The organism is Flavobacterium litorale, assembly GCF_019613795.1.
Classification (GTDB): domain Bacteria; phylum Bacteroidota; class Bacteroidia; order Flavobacteriales; family Flavobacteriaceae; genus Flavobacterium; species Flavobacterium litorale.
In genome coordinates, this window is record NZ_CP080429.1 from 604,880 (window position 1) to 628,750 (window position 23,871).

At 34.1% G+C, this 23,871-nt stretch carries 24 protein-coding genes; 16 read left to right on the forward strand and 8 right to left on the reverse strand.

Annotated elements, in window-relative coordinates:
- Positions 1 to 2: 2 nt before the first annotated feature.
- On the reverse strand, positions 3 to 2,204 hold the full coding sequence (locus tag K1I41_RS02655; RefSeq protein ID WP_220641138.1) for a DEAD/DEAH box helicase family protein: 2,202 nt from the start codon (positions 2,202 to 2,204) through the stop codon (positions 3 to 5).
- Positions 2,205 to 2,362: 158 nt separating this feature from the next.
- Between K1I41_RS02655 and K1I41_RS02660 the strand changes: the two genes are divergently transcribed.
- The 3 genes from K1I41_RS02660 (at position 2,363) to K1I41_RS02670 (ending at position 4,201) form a co-directional block, all read left to right on the forward strand.
- Positions 2,363 to 3,091, forward strand: coding sequence for a hypothetical protein (locus tag K1I41_RS02660; RefSeq protein ID WP_220641139.1), 729 nt, complete (start codon positions 2,363 to 2,365; stop codon positions 3,089 to 3,091).
- 173 nt (positions 3,092 to 3,264) lie between these two features.
- Entirely contained in the window at positions 3,265 to 3,711 is a 447-nt protein-coding gene (locus K1I41_RS02665; protein ID WP_220641140.1) for a hypothetical protein, read from the forward strand.
- Positions 3,712 to 3,763: 52 nt separating this feature from the next.
- On the forward strand, positions 3,764 to 4,201 hold the full coding sequence (locus tag K1I41_RS02670; RefSeq protein ID WP_220641141.1) for a JAB domain-containing protein: 438 nt from the start codon (positions 3,764 to 3,766) through the stop codon (positions 4,199 to 4,201).
- A gap of 69 nt (positions 4,202 to 4,270) precedes the next feature.
- Here K1I41_RS02670 and K1I41_RS02675 read toward each other — a convergent pair whose 3' ends face one another.
- A complete protein-coding gene (locus K1I41_RS02675) occupies positions 4,271 to 4,504 on the reverse strand; it encodes a helix-turn-helix domain-containing protein (protein ID WP_220641142.1) in 234 nt (77 codons plus the stop codon).
- A gap of 108 nt (positions 4,505 to 4,612) precedes the next feature.
- Between K1I41_RS02675 and K1I41_RS02680 the strand changes: the two genes are divergently transcribed.
- From K1I41_RS02680 to K1I41_RS02710, 7 genes are all read left to right on the forward strand, one after another.
- Positions 4,613 to 5,434, forward strand: coding sequence for a hypothetical protein (locus K1I41_RS02680; RefSeq protein ID WP_220641143.1), 822 nt, complete (start codon positions 4,613 to 4,615; stop codon positions 5,432 to 5,434).
- Positions 5,435 to 5,472: 38 nt separating this feature from the next.
- Positions 5,473 to 6,012, forward strand: coding sequence for a hypothetical protein (locus K1I41_RS02685; RefSeq protein ID WP_220641144.1), 540 nt, complete (start codon positions 5,473 to 5,475; stop codon positions 6,010 to 6,012).
- 18 nt (positions 6,013 to 6,030) lie between these two features.
- Positions 6,031 to 6,420 carry a hypothetical protein gene (locus tag K1I41_RS02690; protein WP_220641145.1) on the forward strand — a complete coding sequence of 130 codons (390 nt, stop codon included), beginning with the start codon at positions 6,031 to 6,033 and terminating at the stop codon, positions 6,418 to 6,420.
- Between the two features lie 61 nt (positions 6,421 to 6,481).
- Positions 6,482 to 6,847 carry a hypothetical protein gene (locus tag K1I41_RS02695; RefSeq protein WP_220641146.1) on the forward strand — a complete coding sequence of 122 codons (366 nt, stop codon included), beginning with the start codon at positions 6,482 to 6,484 and terminating at the stop codon, positions 6,845 to 6,847.
- A gap of 368 nt (positions 6,848 to 7,215) precedes the next feature.
- Positions 7,216 to 9,081, forward strand: coding sequence for a site-specific DNA-methyltransferase (locus tag K1I41_RS02700; RefSeq protein ID WP_220641147.1), 1,866 nt, complete (start codon positions 7,216 to 7,218; stop codon positions 9,079 to 9,081).
- A 2-nt stretch (positions 9,082 to 9,083) separates the two neighbouring features.
- The gene (locus tag K1I41_RS02705; protein WP_220641148.1) at positions 9,084 to 9,392 is read left to right on the forward strand and encodes a hypothetical protein; all 309 of its coding nucleotides are present in this window, start codon (positions 9,084 to 9,086) and stop codon (positions 9,390 to 9,392) included.
- Positions 9,389 to 12,046, forward strand: coding sequence for a restriction endonuclease (locus K1I41_RS02710; protein ID WP_220641149.1), 2,658 nt, complete (start codon positions 9,389 to 9,391; stop codon positions 12,044 to 12,046). Before K1I41_RS02705 ends, K1I41_RS02710 begins: the two co-directional genes overlap by 4 nt.
- 215 nt (positions 12,047 to 12,261) lie before the next feature.
- On the opposite strand, the gene K1I41_RS02715 is transcribed toward K1I41_RS02710, so the two are convergent.
- On the reverse strand, positions 12,262 to 12,852 hold the full coding sequence (locus K1I41_RS02715; RefSeq protein WP_220641150.1) for a Cap15 family cyclic dinucleotide receptor domain-containing protein: 591 nt from the start codon (positions 12,850 to 12,852) through the stop codon (positions 12,262 to 12,264).
- Positions 12,853 to 12,855: 3 nt separating this feature from the next.
- Positions 12,856 to 13,749: a nucleotidyltransferase domain-containing protein gene (locus K1I41_RS02720; RefSeq protein ID WP_220641151.1), complete on the reverse strand. Its 894-nt coding sequence runs from the start codon at positions 13,747 to 13,749 to the stop codon at positions 12,856 to 12,858.
- A gap of 575 nt (positions 13,750 to 14,324) precedes the next feature.
- Here K1I41_RS02720 and K1I41_RS02725 point away from each other — a divergent pair.
- Genes K1I41_RS02725 through K1I41_RS02750 form a run of 6 tightly spaced genes read left to right on the forward strand, consistent with a single transcriptional unit; the run spans position 14,325 to position 17,349 of the window.
- Positions 14,325 to 14,753 carry a hypothetical protein gene (locus K1I41_RS02725; RefSeq protein ID WP_220641152.1) on the forward strand — a complete coding sequence of 143 codons (429 nt, stop codon included), beginning with the start codon at positions 14,325 to 14,327 and terminating at the stop codon, positions 14,751 to 14,753.
- A gap of 12 nt (positions 14,754 to 14,765) precedes the next feature.
- The gene (locus K1I41_RS02730) at positions 14,766 to 15,194 is read left to right on the forward strand and encodes a hypothetical protein (RefSeq protein ID WP_220641153.1); all 429 of its coding nucleotides are present in this window, start codon (positions 14,766 to 14,768) and stop codon (positions 15,192 to 15,194) included.
- A gap of 21 nt (positions 15,195 to 15,215) precedes the next feature.
- On the forward strand, positions 15,216 to 15,485 hold the full coding sequence (locus tag K1I41_RS02735; RefSeq protein ID WP_220641154.1) for a helix-turn-helix domain-containing protein: 270 nt from the start codon (positions 15,216 to 15,218) through the stop codon (positions 15,483 to 15,485).
- 11 nt (positions 15,486 to 15,496) lie between these two features.
- Positions 15,497 to 15,775 (forward strand): hypothetical protein, encoded by a 279-nt coding sequence (locus K1I41_RS02740; RefSeq protein WP_220641155.1) that lies wholly within the window; start codon positions 15,497 to 15,499, stop codon positions 15,773 to 15,775.
- A 26-nt stretch (positions 15,776 to 15,801) separates the two neighbouring features.
- Complete coding sequence (locus K1I41_RS02745; protein WP_220641156.1) at positions 15,802 to 16,455, forward strand: hypothetical protein; 654 nt, start codon at positions 15,802 to 15,804, stop codon at positions 16,453 to 16,455.
- Between the two features lie 51 nt (positions 16,456 to 16,506).
- Positions 16,507 to 17,349: a type IV secretory system conjugative DNA transfer family protein gene (locus tag K1I41_RS02750; RefSeq protein WP_220641157.1), complete on the forward strand. Its 843-nt coding sequence runs from the start codon at positions 16,507 to 16,509 to the stop codon at positions 17,347 to 17,349.
- Positions 17,350 to 17,429: 80 nt separating this feature from the next.
- On the opposite strand, the gene K1I41_RS02755 is transcribed toward K1I41_RS02750, so the two are convergent.
- The 4 genes from K1I41_RS02755 to K1I41_RS02770 form a co-directional block, all read right to left on the reverse strand.
- Complete coding sequence (locus tag K1I41_RS02755; protein WP_220641158.1) at positions 17,430 to 18,086, reverse strand: IS1 family transposase; 657 nt, start codon at positions 18,084 to 18,086, stop codon at positions 17,430 to 17,432.
- Positions 18,087 to 18,267: 181 nt separating this feature from the next.
- Positions 18,268 to 18,444 (reverse strand): hypothetical protein, encoded by a 177-nt coding sequence (locus K1I41_RS02760; protein ID WP_220641159.1) that lies wholly within the window; start codon positions 18,442 to 18,444, stop codon positions 18,268 to 18,270.
- A gap of 82 nt (positions 18,445 to 18,526) precedes the next feature.
- Complete coding sequence (locus K1I41_RS02765; RefSeq protein ID WP_220641160.1) at positions 18,527 to 18,970, reverse strand: hypothetical protein; 444 nt, start codon at positions 18,968 to 18,970, stop codon at positions 18,527 to 18,529.
- Between the two features lie 21 nt (positions 18,971 to 18,991).
- Positions 18,992 to 23,854, reverse strand: a complete 4,863-nt coding sequence (locus K1I41_RS02770) for a DUF6443 domain-containing protein (protein ID WP_220641161.1) — start codon at positions 23,852 to 23,854, stop codon at positions 18,992 to 18,994.
- Positions 23,855 to 23,871 lie beyond the last annotated feature (17 nt).

The window sequence follows — 23,871 nt, forward strand, 5'->3', positions numbered from 1 at the left end:
ATTTATAATTCATTAATTATTGTGTCTAAATCTAAATCATATTTTTTACAAACTTCATCTAGGGTTTCTTTTGAATCATAAAAATTCATAGATAAACTTGCAAAATACCCTACTCTGTTCAATTCGTTTTTAACTAGATTTCTCTCAATATTATAAAGTTCACCTAAATTGTTATCAAGTTTAGGCACTACCACCATATCATATATAGTAGCAAAAGCTTTGTCTTTGTGTTTTCTGAGTAATCTACCTCTTCTCTGAATAAATTGGCGAGGGTTTCCCGTACTACTTGCAAAAATTCCAACTTCTGCTCTTGGAATGTCAACACCTTCATCAAGCATTTTCATAGCAAACAGAACTTCTATCTTACCATCCTCAAAACCTCTTAGTATTTCAGATAAGTTTTGGTCTTCTGAAGTATATGAATTCATTTTTATTTTAGGGAAATCCCGATGAACCCTTCTCAGGTATTGATTTAATATTTTGACTCTGTCACCTTCTGAATTTTGAGTATTACCTTCAGGTATATATGCAAATACAAACTGGTCTTTCTTATTTTTTATTAATTCACCTACTATTGAACTAAACAGATTTAATTTATTTGAAGCTTTATGTATTATGTTTTTTCTTTTGAGTAATAATATTTCTACTATTGGGTCATCTTTAAATTTACTATTTTCAAAATCAAAGAACTTTAATAACTTCTTAGAAATCTCAGTATATTCCTCAAATTCTTCTTCGGTTAACTCAACAATTTTTGGGAAATACTTATATCCAGTTAAAAAACCATATTCTAAAGCTTTCTCCATTCCAAAGCTATAAGTGTATGGAGGCTCGTCTTTGAAGAATTTGTCAATAGCTATTGTTCCTTCTGGGTCATAAATTCGTTTTGGTGTAGCAGAAAGCCCTATCTTTTTAGTAACCTCTAATCCAGATAGTTTGGATTTGATATTATTTGCACCCATATTATGAGCTTCATCTGCAATTAACAAAAAATCTTTTTGAATCTTTTTAAATAACTTTTGAAACCTATCAAGAACAAAACTTCCATAAGTTGATATTATTACTAAGTCTTCTTTGAGACCCCAAGAATAATTACTACAATAATTAGAAAATTCTTTTTCCCAATTACTTCCTCCACCAACTTTTAGAATTTTTCTAAAATTAAAAGAATTGACTTCCTCTTCCCATTGGTTTAATAAAGCGATTGAAGGAACTAAAATTATAGCTCTATATTTTTTTTCTTCATTAAAGATATTTAGTAAGCAATTAAGTGATGTTATAGTTTTCCCAGTTCCAGTAGCCATTGCAAATACCCCAGAGTAATCTTTTTTTACCCATTCATTATAAGCTTCTTTTTGATATTCTCTAGGTCCTTGGGGAAATGGGAATTTAGGGGTGTTTAAGATTATTTCTAATTTATCATTAAATCGTTCTTTCTTCTTTTCAATTATTTTTTTGACCTTTTCACTATAACCATGTCCTTGTAGCTCTAAAGAATCATCAAACAGATCTTGAATATCTTTATCCCTACCAATAGCATTAATTACAACCTCAATTTTATCTTTATCAATATAATTGTAAGCAGGGTGTTGTTTACTGAATATTCTTTCAAAATTATTCTTAGCATCTTCTATTCTTCGTTGGCTAATTTTACCATTCCAAGGCGTTTCAACCTGAAAGCTCTCAGAGTTTTTCAATAATGCTGAAAGTGTGAAATTTATACTTCCATCCGTTACTATATAATTTACTCCATCATACAATATCATCGTTTTGCAATGAGCTAAATCAACATCGTTAAACTTGACAGGAAGTATTTCTAATCTGCCAACTTTGAGAAGATATTTTAAACAATCAAAAAAATGAATTCCTTCAGCACTAAGGTTTTTTTCAATCTTCGACAAATCTTCAAATAAATCTATCCATTTATCTTCATCCTTTAACTCTGGATTCAAAACTAAATTCTCGTAATCCATTAGACTGTAAACATGATTTGTGATTATTCGCATTTTACCCCCATTATATAGGAATTCAGCTAGACTTTTAGATAAAACTTTTATAGCATTAGAACTAAAATAGCCAAGTAAAAGATCAATGTTTTTTGAAATAGGAAAAGCTTCTTCGTAGAATTCAAGAGGAATGAATTCAGAATCTGAACTATATTTATAAGTTGGGGGGAATGACAAATCCCTAAAGTGTTTCTGCATAAATATTCTCTTGACAAAACTTTTTAAAGCTATCTAGTTGATTCTATATAGGGAGAGTATAAATCTAATAATTTAAAGTGCTTAAAAAAAGATATCAAGAGATTTTTTGACTAAACCAGCTTTACTATTTTTAGTTCCAATAAGTCAATCAATTTATTATGGCTATTAAATACCACCCTCTTGTACAAAAAACTAAAGTAAAATTAGAACGACTAGATAAACAAAAAAATGTTAGTTGGGAAGAATGGAGAAAGTTTAATGGTGAGTTTCTACCAATTCATACAGAGCCAAAATTAAGAATAAGAGCATTGAAATTCATGGATACTTTGATTAAAAAACTTGAGGAAAATAATCATAGTATAAAATTTGAGTATCAAAGATGCCATATTGAAATGTATGGTCAGTTAACAGAAATCAATTTAAGACAAAAATTTTTCAGAAAACGAATTAAAGATGCTTCTGGGTATGGAACTGATACTTATGAAAAAAGTGACAAACTTGAATTTCAAGTAGGAAGTTATGCTAGAAAAGGTTGGATTGATAAGAAAACAAAAAGTTTAGAAGATTATCTCAATGTAATTTATTATTACATTGAAAAGGACAGTGCAAGATGGGCAGAATGGCGTAGGATTCAAAAAATTGAAGAAGAAAAAAGAGAAGCTCAAAGAAAAGTTGATGAAGAAATAGCGAGACAAAAAGCTATTGAAAAAGAAAAATTCGACAAACTGTTATCAGATGCTGAAAACCACAATAAAGCAAATATTATTCGTTTTTATCTCAAGGCTTATGAAGATAAATTATTGACTTCACATCCTTCAGAAAATGAATTTAAAGATTATTTAGATTGGGCTTATAATAAAGCTGATGAAATAGACCCTTTAGCTTAAAGCGAAAATTTTTTAAAATTTTTTTCTCTCTTCCCCATTGCAAATGCAAAGCACCCTAGCTAAACACCCCCACTAACCTCTGCGAAAGGGGAATCCCACCCCTTAGTATATATTCCAAAAATAATCTTGTCGGCTAAAATTATAACAAGGTGATAGTTGTTATTCTTTAGTTGATGGTAGAAGACATTTTGGAACAAAACAAATGTTCAACTCAAAATTTTAAAAACATGGTACGAATTGTAAATTTTAATGAAAGGAATTCAGAAGATGGTTCTACATTCTTTGCTCTCACTATTCAGGGTGGAGTGGAATTACTTCAAAGTAAATCAACAGGCAATTTTTATGCAACAGCAAAAAAAGCTAGTATAAGTTCAACCTTTGACAAGGAAACTTGTGAGGCACTTATTGGAACTGAAATGCCTGGTAAAATTGTAAAAAAGGAATGTGAACCATATTCTTACACCATTAAGGAAACAGGTGAGATTATTGAATTATCTCACAGGTATGAATATGAGCCTGAAACACCATCAACAAAGGATGACATAAGTGAATCAACTATTGATGACTTTGTTAATAGTGAAGCTGTAAAGGAAGAAAATCATCCTCTTATAGCAGGTTAGTCTAATCAATGCCCAGAATATTTTGTTTTGGGCATTTTAATTTTTTTTGAAAATGAATACAATTAAAGAAATTAGAGTTTCCTACTCTTCAGGAAATAATGATAAGATTAAAATTACAAACAGTAAAGATTCATATGAATTATTGAAATCTTGTTGGTCAATGAACACTATTGAATTACAAGAAGAATTTAAAGTCTTATTATTAAATAGAAACCATCAGGTATTGGGAATTTATCCTTTATCAAAAGGAGGTGTGTCAGGAACTTTGGTAGATGCTAAATTGGTTTATAGCGTAGCTTTAAAATGTAATGCCTCAAGTATTATAGTTGCTCATAATCATCCAAGTGGAAATTTAAAACCAAGTGAAGCAGATTTAAGATTAACAAAGAAACTTAAACAAGCAGGAACTTATTTAGACATCACTTTACTAGACCATTTAATAATTACAAAGAATGGGTATTATAGTTTTTCAGATGAATCTCAAATGTGATTGAGGCTAAAACACCTCATTTTGGACAATTTTTTACTCAAACTAAAAAATAGAGATTATTATAAATAGCTATTTTTTAGTTTTCTCAAAGTAGAGTAATTCAGAAAGAGAAACAGACAATCTACTGGCAATTTTACTTAAAGTATAAATAGTGGGGTTAGTGTTTCCAGCTTCAATACGGCTAAAGTTTGACTTTTCTATATTACAAGCTGCTGCAACATCTTGCTGTTGGATATTTTTACTTTCCCTCAACTCTTTAATGCGTTTACCAATAGCTATTTGCAACTTCTTTTTGTCTGTCATTTCTGTGGTTAGTTGACAAACAAAGTTGTTATATATGATAACTAAGTTGGTTATCATAAATGATAATTGAATATATTTGATGATTAAATTTAATACCATCTTTATCTTATGAATGAAAAAGATATTTTACTATTACAAGGTCTTGGATACCAAGTTACAGACCATGGTGCAATAATTGATGGTAATGGTAATTACCTTGAAGAGGTAGTTTACAAAGTACAAGTTATTGAATCATTTCAAACTAAATCTGAGTATTTAGCCATGCAACAAAGAAAGGCTAAACTTGAAGAAATAGGATTTAAGGAAGATACAAATAGCCCTAATAATCTTTACACTCAGCAAGAAATAGCAATTGCTAAAAATCACATAAATAAATATCTTAAAGACACGACTTCTGTTCAAAATCCTTATTTAAATGATAGTCCTTATTACCAAGCAGCAATTAAAGAAATCGAATTAGAAAATAATCAAATAAAAAGTGATTTTAAAGTTTCTGTAAAAGATGAAAACCAAGATGAGCAGATTGATAAGGATTCAAATGATGTCTTGATAGTTATATCAATTACTCTTTTAGTTAGTCTGATAGTTTTAATGCTAGTTAAATATATTAAAAAGGTTAAATCTTTTAGATTCTATATTTTAATTACTGCTTTATCATTTCTTGTTAGTACTTATTTTGGATTTAAATACAAAGAGTTGTCTAATGAATACTTTTTGAGAAAAGCCTCATTAAAAAAAACAGAATGGCAAAAAGATGCTTATTTGGATTATGTTAAATCACAAGATTCTTTTTTTGAGCTTAATGGATATAGCTTTTGTTGGGAGTGGTTTCTGTTTACTTTTTCAGGACTCTTGTTGTTAGCAATAGTTATCAGGAATACTATTTTTTATGAAAGAATAAAATCTTTTATAAAAAGCATTAGAAGATAATCCTGTAAGTGAGTTTTATTCAAAATTACATACAAGAATTGGAATCTCTTTCCCTTGATGGTATTTACAGTCTGGATAAAATTGAGTATTGGTTATTGAATTACGGTGAGGATTACAAAAGAATTAAAAATGAAAAATCAGAACATTTCATGCACTTCATAGATGGTAAATGGATAAGATTACCAGATTATATTCAAGCAAGAACACCAGAAGAAAAGTTTTTACATATTTACAAGACCTTGAATAAAGTAACAGAACAGCACGAGCATGAAGAGTACTTCAAGAAAGAAATGGCTATTTATAAGAGTATTAAAAATGACCATCAAAAAGTAAGGGAGTGGTTAACCAAAAATGAATATTTAGGAGCTGATAGATACTTTATGTTTTCCCTTGATTATTTTGGGGAAGAGGATGAAATGGAAAATGAAATTCATCTACGTGTAACTTTTTTAGAAGATAAAGAAAGAGTGCTATTAATTGACAGAAAGGATTTCCAATACACAATAGAATTTACAAATACTTTCAATAATAACTACTGGAATTTATTGGAAGAACTTAATTTAAAATGTCTCAATTAACCTTTAAATCTAACTATTATGAAAAAATCAATTTACATTTTAACCTTATTATTAATAACGTTTTTTAGTTGTTCAAGTGATGATGATTCAAATGAAGAACAACAAATAAATCAAGCTCACATTGTTGAGTTTACCACAGGGACTTTAAATGGTTCTGTTAGTGTAATTTTAACAACGACTTTAAATTTTGAAGATATTACTCAAGACGAGGTGATTTCAGATTTTGATTACAACAATAATATTGTTAGTGTTGAGATTCCAGAGGATACTGCAAGTTTTGAATTAGAATTTTATATTGAAGATTCTTCATCTGCAAACATGAAATTTTATGGAGCAGAAGATAATCAGGTAATCCATCAAGAAACAACTTCAGGGCAAGTTTATCAATATAGTTATAGTTTTAATTGATATAAGTCTTTATAAAAATAAGCCACCTTAAATCAAGGTGGTTTTTTTATACACAATTGTTATGAAAAAGAAAGAACTACCCTTTACAATTGGCGAACAATATGAACTACATGAATTTGAACTTGAAGGTGTTGAAACTGTATTAATAGGAAATTATGAATATGATGTTTATAGGTGTAGTAAAAAACTATTTTGTAGTTTCAATCTTGATGGTCTATTAGATATTAAATTATATTATAACGCCGATATTTTAGCAAGGGTTGATTATTATATTAAACCAAATTCAATAAATAACTTTTTAGTTAATATTTTACCATCAAGAAAGGAAGATGTTACAATATTATTGAAAGTAGATAGGGTTTTAAAAATTACGAATACTCAATTACGTTATAACTTGGTTTTTGATTCTGGGTTAAACATAGGTTAAACATTTTAGATAATATAGATTAACATTTATTACAAAATGAAAATAGATTAAAATTTAATCTACTGAAAATCAAATATTTGTTAGTAAAGGTGAAAAAATGAAAGATATTAATTACAGACTCATAATCAGGTGGTCCCTGGTTCGAGCCCAGGTGGGACCACAAGTAAAATAAAGGCTTTAAGAAGTAAGATTCTTAGAGCCTTTTTTATTTGCACGCAATTTGCACGCAAAAACTCAACTAGCCAAATACAATAAGAGATATCCCCAAAGCTATAGGTTAATAACAACTATATTGCACCAATGTTGTCAATATTTATGGAAACTATTTTCATACCTTTGATCATCATTATCTTTAATATCTGTTATCCATGGACGGAAAAAGCCTAAGCCCTGAGCAAAGCAAACTAGAACAATTACGTGAAATTTTACCTGAAGCCTTTACAGAAGGAAAAATTGATTGGGAAAAACTGAAAGCTACTCTTGGCGAAGATATAAACTTTAGTAACGAACGTTATGTACTAAACTGGGCTGGAAAAAGTGATGCTTTTAAAATACTACAGCACCCTACTACCAGTACCCTAGTACCTGCTAAAGAAGAATCAGTAAACTTTGATACTACCGAAAACATTTTTATAGAAGGCGAAAACCTAGAGGTACTAAAGGTGCTACAAAAAAGCTATTTTGGTAAAGTAAAAATGATATATATAGACCCGCCCTACAATACGGGTAGTGACTCTTTTATATATCCTGATAAGTTTGCTGAAACCAGAGAAGAATATGCAAAACGTGTAGGCGATAAAGATGATGAGGGATACATGACCAAAGACGGGCTATTTAATAAAAATAGCAAAGAAAACGGGCAGTACCACAGTAATTGGCTAAACATGATGTACCCACGTTTGTTTTTAGCAAAAAATTTACTAAAACAAGATGGGGTTATTTTTATATCTATAGATGATAACGAAGTACACAACCTTAGGCTCTTAATGAATGAAGTTTTTGGAGAAGAGAATTTTATGGGTCAAATAAGTCGATTAACAGGAACTCCCACTGGACAGGGAACTAATAGTTTAGTCTCTGAATTAGATTATATACTTGTTTATGCAAAAAGCCCATTAATGGAATTTATAGGATTACCTCTTACCTCAAATGAACAAAGTATCTATAATCAAAAAGACGAATATGGCAATTACTTAACTAGACCTTTAAGGAAAACTGGCGGTGAAGATAGACGACAAGATAGACCTAGCATGTATTTCTCAATAGAGGACCCTAATGGAAATGAAGTTTTTCCTATTGGACCTACTGGTTATGATAGCAGATGGAGGTGTTCACGTTCAAAATATGATGAATTCATTAAAGATAACTTAATTGAGTGGAAGCAGACAAAAACCAAATTTGAAAAAGAAAAAAGCTGGAAGCCTTATCTAAAATTCTATTTAGAAGGAAGATTAAAGCAAGCATCAAACCTATGGAAAGATATTGATGGAAATAAAAAAGCGTCTGTTGATTTAAAAAATTTAATGGATACTAAACTTTTTGATTTCCCAAAACCTATTGAATTAATTAAAAAGTGTATCGAAATATCAATACAAGATGAAAATGATATAATTCTTGATTTCTTTTCAGGCTCAGGAACAACTGGTCATGCTGTAATGGATTTAAATAAAGAGGATGACGGTAATAGAAAATACATTTGCGTACAACTACCCGAACTGTGTGATGAAAAAAGTGAAGCCTACAAAGCAGGATATGCTACTATTGCTGATATTGCTAAAGAGCGCATACGCAGAGCTGCAAACAAAATAAAAGAAGAAAACCCAGATTATAAAGGCGATCTTGGTTTTAAAGTACTAAAGCTAGAAAACAGCAACTTTAAACAATGGCAGCAAGTAAAGGAAAATGACCCAAAGGCATTAGAGAAACAGATGAAAATGTTTGTAGACCCTGTCGCAGAGGGAGCTACTATAGAAAATATTGTATATGAATTGCTTTTAAAGAGCGGTAAAGACCTTAATAGCACTATAGAGCATAAAAACGACTATTATTGTATAAATGATAACGAACTGGTGCTAATGCTCGAAAAAGCAACACAGGATGTCGTAGATAATATTATTAAGGAGCAACCACAAAAAGTTATTGCGCTCGATAAACTGTTTGAAGGTAATGACCAGCTAAAAACCAATACCGTTTTACAGATGAAGGATGCTGGAATTGAATTCAAAACGATATAGTTATGTGTACTAATACCGTTATAGAAGGCATCATAATTGGTGCGGTTGGAGGAGCTATTGCTGGTATACTCATTTGGGTATTGGAAATAATTAGAAAAGAGATAGTAAAGTGGAATGACAAAGTAAAAGTCAGAAAATGGCTTGAAAAATCTACCCAAGCTTGGCGTACTACTACAGCTATTGCCAGTCATAACAATTTAACAAAGGATAGGGTTAGGTACATTTGTAGTACTCATAAAAAAATACAACTTAACACCAAGGATGGAAATGAATCTGATGAAAAATGGTGCCTAAAACCTAAGAAAAAATGAAGCTTAATTTTGAATCTAACTTACAATTTCAATTAGATGCTATAAAATCGGTAACTGATGTATTCGAAGGGCAACCTTTGGAGGAGTCTTTACTGGAACATAATATTGAAGATGAAGGCGAGCTACACTCCGTTTTAGCAGTAAGTAATAAACTTGTATTATCTCAAGAGCAAATACTCACCAACCTACAAGGCATTCAGGAAAAGAATGAGTTACCCGCAGTTACTCAACTCGATGGTATGCACTTTTCTGTAGAAATGGAAACAGGAACGGGAAAAACCTATGTGTACCTCCGTACCGTTTATGAACTGAATAAACAATATGGTTTTAAAAAATTTGTAATTGTAGTCCCTTCGGTAGCGATACGCGAAGGAGTATCAAAAAATTTAGAGATAACCCACAATCATTTTCAAAACTTATACGATAATATACCTGTGCATTTTGATGTATATAACAGTGCCAAGCCATCTACTCTTAGAGGCTTTGCCGACTCTAATACTATTGAAATATTGGTTATAAATATCGACTCTTTTGCTAAGGATGAAAATATCATCAATAAACCCAACGACAAACTAAGTGGTCGTAAGCCTGTAGAGTTTATACAAGCCACCAACCCGTTTGTAATTGTGGATGAACCACAAAACATGGAAACGGAGAAAAGAATTGCAGCTATTGAAAACCTTAATGCGCTTTGTACACTGCGATACTCTGCTACCCATAAAAACGAATATAATTTAGTCTATAGCCTAAACCCTGTAAAGGCGTATGATTTAGGTTTGGTAAAACAAATAGAGGTTGACTCTATTGTAGAAGAAAACGCCTTTAATGATGCTTACATAGCTGTAGATTCTATTACAGCCACAAAAACGAAAGTAACAGCAAAGCTATTTATCAATGTTAATAATAAAGGTAGTGTTACTAAAAAGAAAATAACCGTTGGCGTTGGTAACGATTTATATGCACTCTCTAACGAGCGTGAAATTTATTCAGATGGTTATATTATAGATGAGATAGACGCCTCAAATCAGTGTATCTCATTGTCTAACGGTACTGTTTTGTACCAGGGTGATAGCCAGGGCGGTTTATCTGATGAAGTGATGAGGTTTCAGATAAAAAAAACAGTAGAAGAGCATCTTAAAAAAGAGAAGAGACTAAACAAAAAAGGTATTAAAGTACTGTCACTATTCTTTATAGATAAGGTTGCTAATTATAAGCAATATGATGCCAGTGGCAATGCGATACAAGGTAAATTTGCACAATGGTTTGAAGAAATTTATACCGAATATGTATCACAAAATGCTTTTAAAGAATTAGATAAATTCCCGATTGACAAGGTACATAATGGTTATTTTTCTCAAGATAAAAAAGGAAAAATAAAGGATACTAATGGAGTTACTAAAGCCGATGATGATACCTATAGCTTAATTATGAAGGATAAGGAGAAACTCTTAAATTTAGACAATCCTTTACGTTTTATATTCTCGCATTCTGCACTTCGTGAGGGGTGGGACAACCCAAATGTATTTCAAATATGTACGCTTAACGAAACCAAATCAGAAACAAAGAAACGACAAGAAATTGGTAGAGGTTTACGCCTAGCTGTTAACCAGACAGGGCGGCGAACCTATGATCCGAATATTAATCGCCTTACGGTAGTTGCTAATGAGTCGTATGATGATTTTGCCAAAGCGCTACAAAAAGAAATTGAAGACGATTGTGGAGTATCTTTTAAAGGGCGAATTAAAAACAAGACTAGCAGAACATCTATTAAATACCGAAAAGGCTTTGAAGCTGATCCGAAGTTCTTGGAGATTTGGGAGAAATTAAAACAAAAAACAACCTATAGAGTAGATTATGATACTGCCGATTTAATCACTAAAGCCTCTAAAGCCCTTGTTGATTTACCTACTATTAAGGCACCTTCACTACGCTCTATAAAAACAGCGGTTACTATGAATACAACTGATGGAATAGGTGGAGAATATAAGGGCGAACGATTAGAAAGTTATGAGGAGAGAGTATGGAAAATACCTGATATTTTAGGTTATATACAAGGTAAAACAGAGTTAACACGCTCAACAATCCAAGCAATTTTAAATAAGTCTGGGAGGCTTGGAGATGTGTTAGTTAATCCACAATTATTTCTAGATTTATCATCACAAGCAATAAAACACTCGCTTTATGATATGATGATAGATGGAATAAAATATCATCATATCGGAAATTCCGAATATGAAATGTCTTCATTTGAAGCGCAAGAGCTTGAGGTTTATTTAAATGATTTTACATTTAATATTTCTGATAACTCTAAAACTATTTATGAAGAGTTAATTCCGTTAGATTCGGGTGTCGAAAATAGATTTGCCAAAGATTGTGAAAGTAGCGACCAAATAAAGTTCTATTTTAAGTTACCTAATTGGTTTAAAATTCCAACACCAATAGGTACTTATAATCCTGATTGGGCTTTGGTTTTTGAAGATGATAATAAGGTTTATTTTGTTGCAGAAACTAAAGATACAGGGACACCAGAGGTTGATTTGTTGAAACTAAGCAATGATGAACAATTAAAAATAAAATGTGGTAAAGCCCACTTTAAAGAATTTGAAAAACTAGAATATAAAGTAGTAAACAAAGTTGGGCAACTAATAGGGTGATAGTAATAGGTCTTTTTCAATTAATTAGGGAAATTTAGTATTTAGAAACCTCTTTATATAAAGTTTACAAACATTTTATGTAAGATAAATTCTTTTTAATAATTGATTATGCGAAGTTCGGTAGAGTTAGACTTTTTAAAATATAGAAAACTAGAGGATAACGATTTATTTATGAGCAGTGGCATGCCTATTAGAGATTATTATTTATATAAATGTTAGGCAACATTTTTTCTTTTTAATTTTATTTCCCCTGTTGTTTCTCTGTCTGTCCAATATTGTCCTTCCATTTCATCAACTTTAAACCCTTCAAATGTCAATAAAGTCGAACCATAATGAATTTCACTTCTATCTCTAACACTTGATTTTGGTGTATTGATATAGGAGTAAATTAATTGTTCCAATCCACGGTCTTTTTCAATGTCAAAAGAGGCTCCAATACTATGACTTCTACTTTCGTTAGTTTTAATTTCCACCTGAACATTAAAAAATGTCTGGGTTATTTTTATCTCGATTGGAATAGAGTCAAGTGATTTTTCCTTCCAATTAGATTTAAGCTCCCCTTTCCATTCACCTGATAGATTCGGGAAAGGTACAAGCCAAGGGTAAAATATCTTCCACTTCCATACACATTTAATGAACAAAGTCCATAGAATAACATTTATTGATATTGTTGTGGATATATGACTAACCGCTTTGTTCAAGTCAATACTATCTAAATTCTGAGTTAATAGAAATATCATTCCAAAGGTTATGAATGCTAACCCTAGGATCGTAAAGGCAAAGACTCTTATATTATATGTTATCATGGGCTAATACTGTAAGTGATTCCATAATAAAAGCATATAAGAGTTCACATCTTTATATGTCCATTTTCTGCCAATAAATAAGTAAAGTAATTCAGATACTTCTCCCCATTCTTTACAAGTTTTTTCTTCCTTAGTCTGCTCGTAAATGTAAGATATTGATTCTTTTAACCTATCTGTCCAAGTGTCGTTGTCATTCATAATACGATTTGGAACATTCCAAATAAGACATTCCAAAAGAAAAGAGGTAATATCATCGCTTACATTTTCACCATCATCAATCATTTTATATCGCAATTTACGGTGTAATCGAGTTAGTCTTTTAAATCTTCGGGAAGTATTCGTGTTTTTAACTATTCCATTTTCTATGTGTTGCTTAGGGTAATTTACAGTAGCTTTTCCTTTGTCAGACCAAAATTTTGCACCTAGTATATATTCGCCATTTTTTGAATACCTTCTGAAATTCCAAGTAGGGACTACATCAGTTTCAATTCTATTAGTATTCGCCTTTACTGTTATACATTTATCATTTCTGACAACTTCACTTCTTCCAAATTTATTCACTAAAGCAGTTTCAACATCATTTTTAAACTCAGAAAATGAATAATCACTTGGTCCTATATGGGCAATATTTACATGTTCTTCTGTTACCTCAGGAGGTAAGCTAAAGAAATAGCCGCCAGTGTATCTAACGTTTATATCAATATCACTATTTAATCTAACATTTGTGTTGTTCGCATACGAGCCTTGACCAAAAGTTTCGGTTGATCTCTTTTTTAATTTTTCATCAGAACCAATCGCATCACGAACCATTCTTTCAGAATTTTCAAGTTTAGTTTGTTCTGTATTACTTGGTGGCTTTGTCCAAGTTGCCAATTGTTCCTCCGTGTACTTTGCCATTTATTTAGATTATTTGTTACCTAACAATCAAATATACATATTATGGTTATCTGCTTTAGAAGAAAAATGTTAAGTGTATTAAACTGTTAAATTGATGTTTAGATGTAAAACTAACAATTATAAAATAGATTAAAATACCCATTGATGGGTATTTATTAATGAATGCTTTTTAAGTACTTAAAAAGTAATAGATCAGAACTACGTTAAATTGTGAAAGTTACAAAACCATCAAGACCTTTCTTCTTTCCCCTCAACCGCCAACCCCTCCCAACTAGGGAAGATTATTATTTTGCTGCTTTCCTATGGCTCTGCTCTCTCAGTGAAATCTGGATTCAAATCAAGCTAAAAGTATATGAAATGGAGCAAGAAAGGATTAAAAAGCTATAAATAGGAACATATCCCTATCAATTGGTATGGATTTCAGGTAAAATACGCATTGGTAGTTAAGTGCTGTACGGGAAGATCCCCTATTACACTATCCATAGACATCCGAAACACAGCATGGACATCACAAAGGCGGGCATTTTTTCAACAGCACGTCTATTGCTTCAATCATTACGAAAACTAAAAGGCTTATGAAAGACGCACATTTTACTGATCCTTTAAAATCAACTTTTCACAATAACGGAACGACCAATGAAGCTGTTAATGGGAAATCTACAGAGGTAAATGCTACCGACCAGTGTTATGCAACCATTGTTTCCGATACCGAAGTGCTGACCCGGTTCAAGGTTATACTCCGTTCGGGGGTGCTGCAATCGATCCCCTACTCCACACTGCCTATTATAACACTAATAGACAATCAATTACTGATCATTAAAGCGCATGAACTAACCATTAAGGTAACGGGAAGGAATCTTACCGTTTTGGAGAAGAATTTATCTTCTGAGAGGTTGATATACCTCAAGGAAAGTGCTTCGGGTAAGGATGACGGAACATCGCACGTTTTTATAGCTCATATCGAAATGTCAGGTAAAGCACTTAACTACGAAAAGGAACTTTAAACCTCATGTTATATGGACAAGAAAAACAACCTGAAGAAGGAATTTGAAAAACAATCCGGTATAAAAGAAAATGCCACAACTAAAAAAGAAGTCAAAAAAGAGCTGTCCGAGCAGGAGGCTAAAAAGCAAATTGGACTTTACGCACAACTAGACCCTTCGGAAACACCAACTTTTAAGCTGCAAGAAATACAAAAAGAGATGGATCAGGATATAGGAAAAATTAAACAGGATCATCTGCAACAGGAAATAAATCATATTCCCTATAAAGGGTATCAAAATGCTCAACAGGACTACGATACAATACAAAAAAACACAGCATACAAAGAACAAGAGGTAATCAACCGTTCTGTAGAGGAAGCCAAAGCGTACTACAGGGAAAATGGCAGCCTTACCAAAGTTTTTAATGAAAAAAGCAAAGGCAAGGATATGGATAAGGAATAACCGTATCAAAACCTCCAACCTATGAAAATATACCAATTAGAAGAAAATGACTTAGCAGAGCTTATTGAAACGGTAGTAGCGCGTATGCAAATAAAACAGCCTGTGCATTTGGATAAATGGATTGATGCGTCGGAAGCGATGCATTTACTACGGATATCTTCTGTTACCACCTTACAAAAATTTAGGGATGAGGGGGCTATCAGGTTTACGCAACCTTCGAAGAAAATAATACTATACGATAGACAATCGATCCTTGAATTTCTTGATAAAAACGCACGTAACCCATTTTAAATTTTTGAATTATGGAAGAACAATTACAAGTATCGGAAGACTACAAAAAGGCGTTCAATAAGGCTGATTTTATATGTAGCTACATGCCGCATTTACTAAAAGAGATAACCATTCCTGAAAAAGGTTCTGATGACTATACACAGGGTTTTAAAGACCGTGTGCAGCAACATGAAAAAGAAGTACAGCGTACCCTACAGGGTGCTATGCAAGCTATCAGAGACCGTTACGCTAAACAAATAAATGCTCCCGGTAAAAACAGTAATAAAGGTAAAGGCATGGATAAAGAATAAATAGCATCTTCTTAAATTAAAATTATATGAATTTTTTTAAACGAAATAGGGAGAACGAAACCCCAAAGACAAAGGAGACTATTTTAGAACAGGTTGTATTTGATATGCCGGGTACCGGAACACGAATCACCTATGCGGACAGTTTGGAAGGGTGCTTTATATGCGGTGCCATAGGCTCGGGTAAATCTAGTGGACTGGCTCAGATGATTGCAAAGTCGTATCTTAAAAATGGCTATTCCTTTTTGGTACTATGCGCAAAAGTGGATGAAGCTGAACGTTGGAAAAAATATGCTCGAGAAACGGGACGTGAACAAGATCTTGTTGTTTTTAATCAAAACAGCGGCTTGGCTTTTAACTTTCTCCAATACGAGATGCAACGCAGTGGTGCAGGTGCAGGTGACGTTATCAACTTAAACAGGCTGCTTCAAAATGTTAATGAACTTAGTAAAATTTTTCATGGCGATAAAGGAGGAAGTAGTGAACGTTTTTGGGATAATGCTGTTCAAAGGCTCATCAGTAATGCCATTATGTTTTTAAAAATGGCCGGAGCTGAAATAAGCATCGCCAATATCCGCAGGCTTATTTCCGACAGCTTTCAGGAAGAAGACCTGAAGTACTATCATCTGTTAAATAAATTAATACGCTCTACCGAAGAAATCGAACCGCAAAAAAGAATGTAGGCAAGGGCTGATTATGAGATATTCCGACAATCCAACTTCTTTCTTGGGCTGTTGGAAAAAATAAACGGAACTGATTTATCTGAAGAACAGCAGCAGGATTTTGAATTATTGAAAACGTATTGGTTGAACGATTTTGCCCTGCTCTCGGAAAAAACAAGAAGTATTGTTGTGGAATCCTTTATGGGGATTATAGAGCCTTTCTTGAATGACGGTATTTTACGGCGTCATTTTACAGGGGGATTGAGTGATGAATTAATCCCTGAGAATTGTATCGCCAACAATAAGATTGTCATTATTGATTTTCCGATTAAAGCCTATGGGTTAGCAGGCACTTATGCGGCAACCATTATAAAAACAGCTTTTCAGCAGGCTTTGGAACGCCGTAATATTGAAAGGGAAACCAACCCGAAACCTATGGCTTTATGGATTGACGAGTATCAAAACTTTTGTAATCCGTTGACTGATAGTATGTTTCAGTTGACCGCGCGTAGTTCTTGGGTTGCTTCTGTTTATATCACTCAGAATATCAATAATTTGCGGTTTGTAATGGGGAATAACCAACCGGAAGCGAGGGCTAAAAGTCTGCTGGGGAATATTAATCTTAAAATCTTCTGTTCTAATGCTGATTTTGACACTAATGAATGGGCTTCTCAAATGATCGGAAAACATTATGTGGAGGTGCAGAACTTGAATTACGACAAGGATATGCAGATGAGTAAAACCAAATCTAAAGAGTTACGGGATAAAGTGGCTATAGATACGTTTACCAAGTTAAAGACGGGGAAAAAAGAAAATCGTTATAGTGTGGAAGCAGTGGTTTTTAAATCGGGTAAAGTATGGGGTAAAAATGGTGATAACTTCGCTATAGTGAAGTTTGGTCAGAGAATATGCTAACGCTCTGTCTGATATGGTACCTATGGTGATGGTCTTTTCTCAAAATAAGATGGTCTAAACTGTCATAGTTTTTTAATACATCATCCCCAAAAATAAATTTTCAAGTGTGCTTCTAGATAAATCTTACTTTTTGAGAAACAGATTGTTTTTCTAGTTAGTCTTTTAATGTGTGTTCTTAAAGTGAGATTTTTTCTTTCAATGAGGTTAGTGCAATATCGAAATCGTTTATGAGTTGTTTTGGGAATCAGACTGGGATAGATATTCAACTTATCGGTGTAAATACTGCTTGGATTTAGTAATAAAACTTTATCAATTAAGGGCTTGATATTTTCTTTTGATTTGTTGCCTACAAAAAAAGCAACAACATTTTTGGTAGTTCTCTCTATAGCATAGGTTATCCATGTTACATTGGCTTTGTTACCTATAAAGCTCCATAATTCGTCAATCTCAAATTTACAACCTAACTTAGTAAAATTCATAGGTCTTATTTGACCACTTATTTTTAGCATTCTCGAAAGCACTGTTTTATTCGATATTTCTAATATTCGTGAGATGCTCCTTATACCGCAACCTTCTTTTAGCAGGCTCTTTATTAATGCATTTGTTTCCAACTTATAGGCTTTATATTTGTACGCTTTTTGGAAACTCTTTCTACAATTTTTACAGTAATAACGTTGCTCTCCATTGGCTTGTTTTCCATTTTTCACAGCTAATGTTTTACAGCTTGTACATTTCATAATTTTTCTATCAACTAATTGAAACCACAAAGGTGATAAAAATGGGTATTAAAGCCTTTAATTGTGTTTAAAATAGAAAGGTGTACATAATTGTACACCTTTTTCTAATCCTATCCTTATTTTAATTTATTGGTTTTCAGTAAATAACAATTATTTATTCACTATCAACTAATTTAAACCATTACCTACTGGCATCTATATTTCCATTTTCGTCAACAGGTATATTTAAATCTCTTCCAAAAATACTGGTCATGTCTACTTCGGTAACGTTACTTTGAGTATTGCCCTCTTCATGTGTATAGCCATCAGCAGGATAACCTAAATCCGTTGCCGAAAGACCGTCTCTATATTGCCTCATTTTAAAGCTTTGAGGTCAATAACAACAATTAGTACTTTAGATGTAAAGATTACTGATTTTAACAATTAACAAACTCATTTATCTAATAAAAAGCTCTCATACTATTACTATAAATAACTACATACTTATTATCTTCATATCTTTTTCTTTCGATATAAATATATTTATAGTTCATATTGCTCTTCTTTTTTAGATTAAATGAATAATTTAAACTCATATCAGTAATTTTTACATCTAAAGTATTATTTATTCGTATTACCTCAGCGAGTCCTAAAGACTCATCACTTTTTATAGTATCATTAAATATAGTTTTATCACCATTCTCGACTTTTATTAAATCTTCTTTAAAAACACTTGTAAAATAAATGAGAGAATAAATAGAATCCTTAGCATCTAAATCATTTAAAACCAAATTTCTACTGTCATCACTCATAATAATCATTTCCTTATACTCAGAAAACTTTATTTGAGGAGAGGAACAACTGTATAAAAAAATAAATAGTGAGTATAAAACAAATTTTCTCATAATTATTATTTGTTAAGATTTTTATTGGGTCTGTTGTTCTTCAACTGTGTTTATAATAACTGATCGTTGAAGTGGAGTTATATTCGTTGCATTAATGCCTTGTGTCATAAGATTATTAGTCCCGTCAACATTTATTTCTTGATGTAATTTTCTAACACTTGGACTATAATCATAATCTTCAGGATGCTTCAAGCCCCCCATATGTCCGTCCTCATGTGTTCCTGTTTTAGAAGCACTAGTACGACCATTTTCTTTCGAAACATTAATATGCCCTTGTCCATCAGTTCCAAATATTGTAAGGACATTTACTTCCATTAAATTTTCCTGTGTATTTCCAATTTCATCCGTGTGTCCAGCAGCACTTTTACCATCTGACTCTACTCCTTTTCCATGTAGCTCTGTGTTGTATTCCCAAATTAATGTAGCATCTTCACTTTCAATAATATTAGTGTTAACAGTTGTTCCTTCACCCGTTTTGCCATTAAAAGACTCTATTGTTTGGGCTTTTCTAGCTTCAACTAGTGATCGGAACTGTTCATTTGTTAGCATTTGTTCACCCTTATCATTTAAAGGTACATTATTTACAGGTTTAACTCTTATGGTTAAAGTAATAGATTTACCATCTTCAGATCTTTCAGATGTCATCTCTAGTCCTTCAAGCTCTACTCCTAAACCTAGCTTATTTTCCTGAAAAGCATAAGTAGAATTATAAACGTATTTTTCCGCCAGCGGGTCAACACACATAAATCTTCCTATGGCATAATCATAGTTACGCCATTTAAAGCTATCCCAGTTTAGCCCTAATTCATCTTGACGTTCTTGCCCTTGATACATATATTTCTGAGCAAGGTGATTCCCTCCGTTTATTACATTCCCTATTGTTCTGTGTTTCATTCCAAAGGCGTAGTAATCGTCCTGGGCTATTATCTCACTTTGTATGTTGGTCTTTTTCAATTCCACATCATCAAACCAAATGGTGTAACCCGTAGTATTGGAAGTTAATTGCCCATCGTTATCCAAACGCAATTTAAGCTTTTTTATGTTGGGTTGTACCATTACGGTTTTTGTTACATATACCCAATCATTCAACGTAGTTGGAGGTTGTTGTATTTGGGAGGTTGCGCTGGGTCCTGTAGTGGTGTTCTCGTCTTGCATGTACAAGAATAACTCGGCTCGGGGTCCGTTGGTGTACACCCATGCAGAGAAGGTGTATTCTGTAGGTTGGGTTATGTCGATATCGATCCAATCATTCATATAGGCAATCTTCTCAATATCGGTTTCATTGTCAATACGTGCGGAGTAGCTACCTGTTCGAAGTTTTCCAGTAGGGTAGCTGCTAAAGCCTGTCCAACTGCCTTGGGTTTCAAAACTGTCCTCTACAAGGTAGCGGCTGGCATCGTTTATGGTACCGTCGTCATCGGCATCGCTATAGCTCAGGCGGGTGTTACCCAAATGGTCTTTGTATTGGTACACATACTCAAAGTCGTTGGTGTTATAATACGGTAAGCTTTCAGGGTAATTTGGGTCTGCTGGGGTTATTGCTGGTACTGTTACGTAACCTTCGGGGTGGCTAAAAAATTGTAGTACGGGTGCGTTGTTATCTGTGCTTTCGTATACGTAACCATTGGCATAATCGGTTATGGTGGTTGCTGTGCCTTGGGCTACCGTTTTTTGTAGTTTGGTGCCTGTAGCATCGTAAACGTAGTGTATGGTACCTACTTGCTCGCCTGTTAGGGTTATGTGGGTGGGCAGGTTAAGGTGGTTGTATTGTATTTGTTCGGCTTCTACTTCACCTATGCCTTTGTTAAGGTCCATTACCATGTTGCCGTTGGGGTCGTACTTGTAATCTTGGTCGCTGCCTGTAGCACGGTTTTTAAAACCTTCGGTGGCACTGGCGGTGTCGTTTACGTAGCGGAGTTGGTTGCTATCGGGAAAATAGGCATAAATGAGTCCGTCTATGGTGTCGTACGTAGGGGGTAGCGCGCCGCCTACTAGTCCTTTTCGGTTTAGTTTTTTTAGGTTTCCGTTTTTGTCGTATGTTATTTGGCTGGTGCTGTAGTTGGCGGGCGAGCGATCTACGCCGTTTTTGTATTGGGCGAGTTGGATGCGGTTTAGCGCATCGTAATGGTAAAAGTAGCCTTTGCGTATGTTGTCGGTACGGCTGCGCCAAAAGGTTTCGCTTATGTTACCGTTGTATAGCGGTATGGCGTTTACTTCTTCGTTTAGGTTGTAATTTATCTTAAAGGCAAACAAATCGTTGGTTACAGGCATATCAGGGTTGTTTATGCTGGTTAGCCACCCGCGTATGTTGTAGGTATAATCTACGGTTTGTAGGGGTATGTAGCTAAGGGTACCGTTGTCTTTTCCTCCTACGCCTTTTTGTGCTAATTGCCCTAGTTCGTCGTAATGGTTTTGGGCTATTACGTGGGTATAGGGTCCTATTTGCCATCCACTTTGTGGGGTTTGCGATTGTTTGTGGTCGAGCAGCTTGCCTTGGGTATCGTAATCAAAACGGTTGTACACTACTAAATCGGGGAATCCTGTGCGTTTGTGTTGGCTTTCGGTATGGGTTACTTGTCCTGTAAAATCGAGACTGGTTTTGGTAATGTCCTCAGTACCTAAATAGTTGTTTTTACTATGGCTCCATATGGAGCGTCCTTTCTCGTCGTAGGCATTTACAGTAGTTATCCAATGGGTATTGCCTACATTTACGGTGTTGTTTTCTAACACGCGCACTTTGGTTACAGTGGGTAAGCCTTTGGTTACGGTACTAATTTGAGGGATGGTAGCTGTAGTTGGTACTGTAATACCATCCGTATCGGTAGTATAATCGTCGTAATAGCTAACGGTTAAGATATTTCGTAATATACCAGGTTTTGCTGCTACTTGGGTATAATCAAAACTAACTCCCTCTGTAGTTAAAGGGGTTGTTAAGGTCTCGTAAAGTTCTTGAGGGCTCGTTACACCATTTGCACCGTCTTGTAAAATCTCTCGAGTTGTTCCTGGTTTGTAATATATTCCTGTATAGGCTACTCGCCCTAAAGCATCGTATTTTGTTGTTAGCCATTCATCTTCTAATCGTTGGTTTTCATCTTGGGTTACTATGGGGCGGTCTAGCTTATCGTATACAATATACGTCCAACCTGCATCGGGGATGTGTTTTTCTATTACACGGTTACGACTGTCGTAATGGTAGATGTAGCATAGACCGTATAATGTACCGAATCGTACTTTAAAGGTTACATCGTTCAATAAATTACCCGAGAAGTTTACGTTGTTGAATTGCCCTGAGCCTGTGATGTTGAGTTCGTTCCCTTTTATGGATATTCCGTAATTGTAACCTGCTCCACCAATAACACCAAAATCCATATCGGGTAGGCTTCGTTGTAACGGTAGTGTTATTACGTTACCTTGGTTAAACTCTAACGGTGTGGTTGAGGATAGGTTTATGGCAAGGGTAACGGCATCGTTTTCGTCTACGGTTATGGCTATACCGCCCATAGCGCCGTAGGGGTTTGGGGTATAGGTGGTAAGTATTTCGCTATTGTCTAATGTTGCAATGTCATTTTCGTAATCGCGTGCTACTGTGGCATCGGCTTTGCAAAACGCTGTCCATGGGTAGTTCATGCTATAGGAGAGCTGCTGCGCACTGTTAAAGGCGGTGTTTAACGAGGGGACATCGCCGTTTCCTTGTACCTCGATGGTATTGCCTTTTATGATAAAGGTGTAACTGTAGCCTGTACCTGATACTCTACCAATTTCGGTGTCTTGAAAGGTACCGATATCTTTTAGGTCTAAAATAATACCTGTACGATAGGGCATGGGGGTACTGGTGGCTATATTAATACTCATAGTCAGTGTACCATCTGACTGTGGGGTAACAGAGAAGCCGCCTTGTCCTCCATACTGGTCGATTAAATCGAGGTTGAGTATTTCGGCGTTTTCGTAGTCTTGTAAGTAACGCCCATAATCTTGTGCCAGTTGCGCATCTACTTGGGAAAGGCTTGTCCACGGATAATTATTCCCTGGGTTGAGTAATGTGGATGTTTCTTGTACGATTTGATCGGCAGCAAGTGGTGGGATTACATAGGTTAAATTCGAGAATTTATCGTATACGTAGTAGGTATCGTGGGGTTGGTCGTTATCGTAATTTCTTTTTAAAACTACTCTGCCCATATCGTCGGTAAACTCTTCGGTAGTTTTGTTATTGCCATCGGCAGGCACCCAGTTTTCGTCCTTTGTTATGGTTTTGTACAGTTGGTTTGCGTCGTAGTAGTTTTTATATACTAATCTGGGTTTTTCGGGGTTTTCAATACTGTTTTCTTCTTCAAAGGCTACGTCAAAGTATCTTACTTCGGCTGCCTTATTGAGTTGATATTTTATTTTTACTGTATGGTCGTCATCATTATCAACATTGTTATCAATATCAATTGTTCCTTCCCATGGGTTTCCAGGTGCAGCTTGTTTACGGGTGCGGTTTAGCGGGGAGTTTTCTAAAAAGGATTGGCTATACGGGTTTTGTGTGTTTTCGTATTTGGGTGTATTATAAAAATTTTGCGTATTGGTAAGTGCGTTTGGCTCATAATCAAAGTCGGAACTGGAGGAAGCATAGGGTAAATATTGTTTTATTTGCCTTCCGAATTCATCGTACTCGATATGGGTAACGATATTTTTTTCGTTGCCTGATGCTTTGGCTACTATTTGTTGTATTGGACGCCCTAAGCCATCTAAGTAGGTGATATTGGTACGTGCTTTTGAGGTGTCTTGAACTGCTGTAGCACTATGGGCTGTACGATAGGTCATGGACTTAACATAGTTCTCTGTTTCTGTTTGGCTGAATCCAAGTATTGGGAGTAACAACAGAATATATACTATATTTTTCATGAATTGGTTTTTTGTTG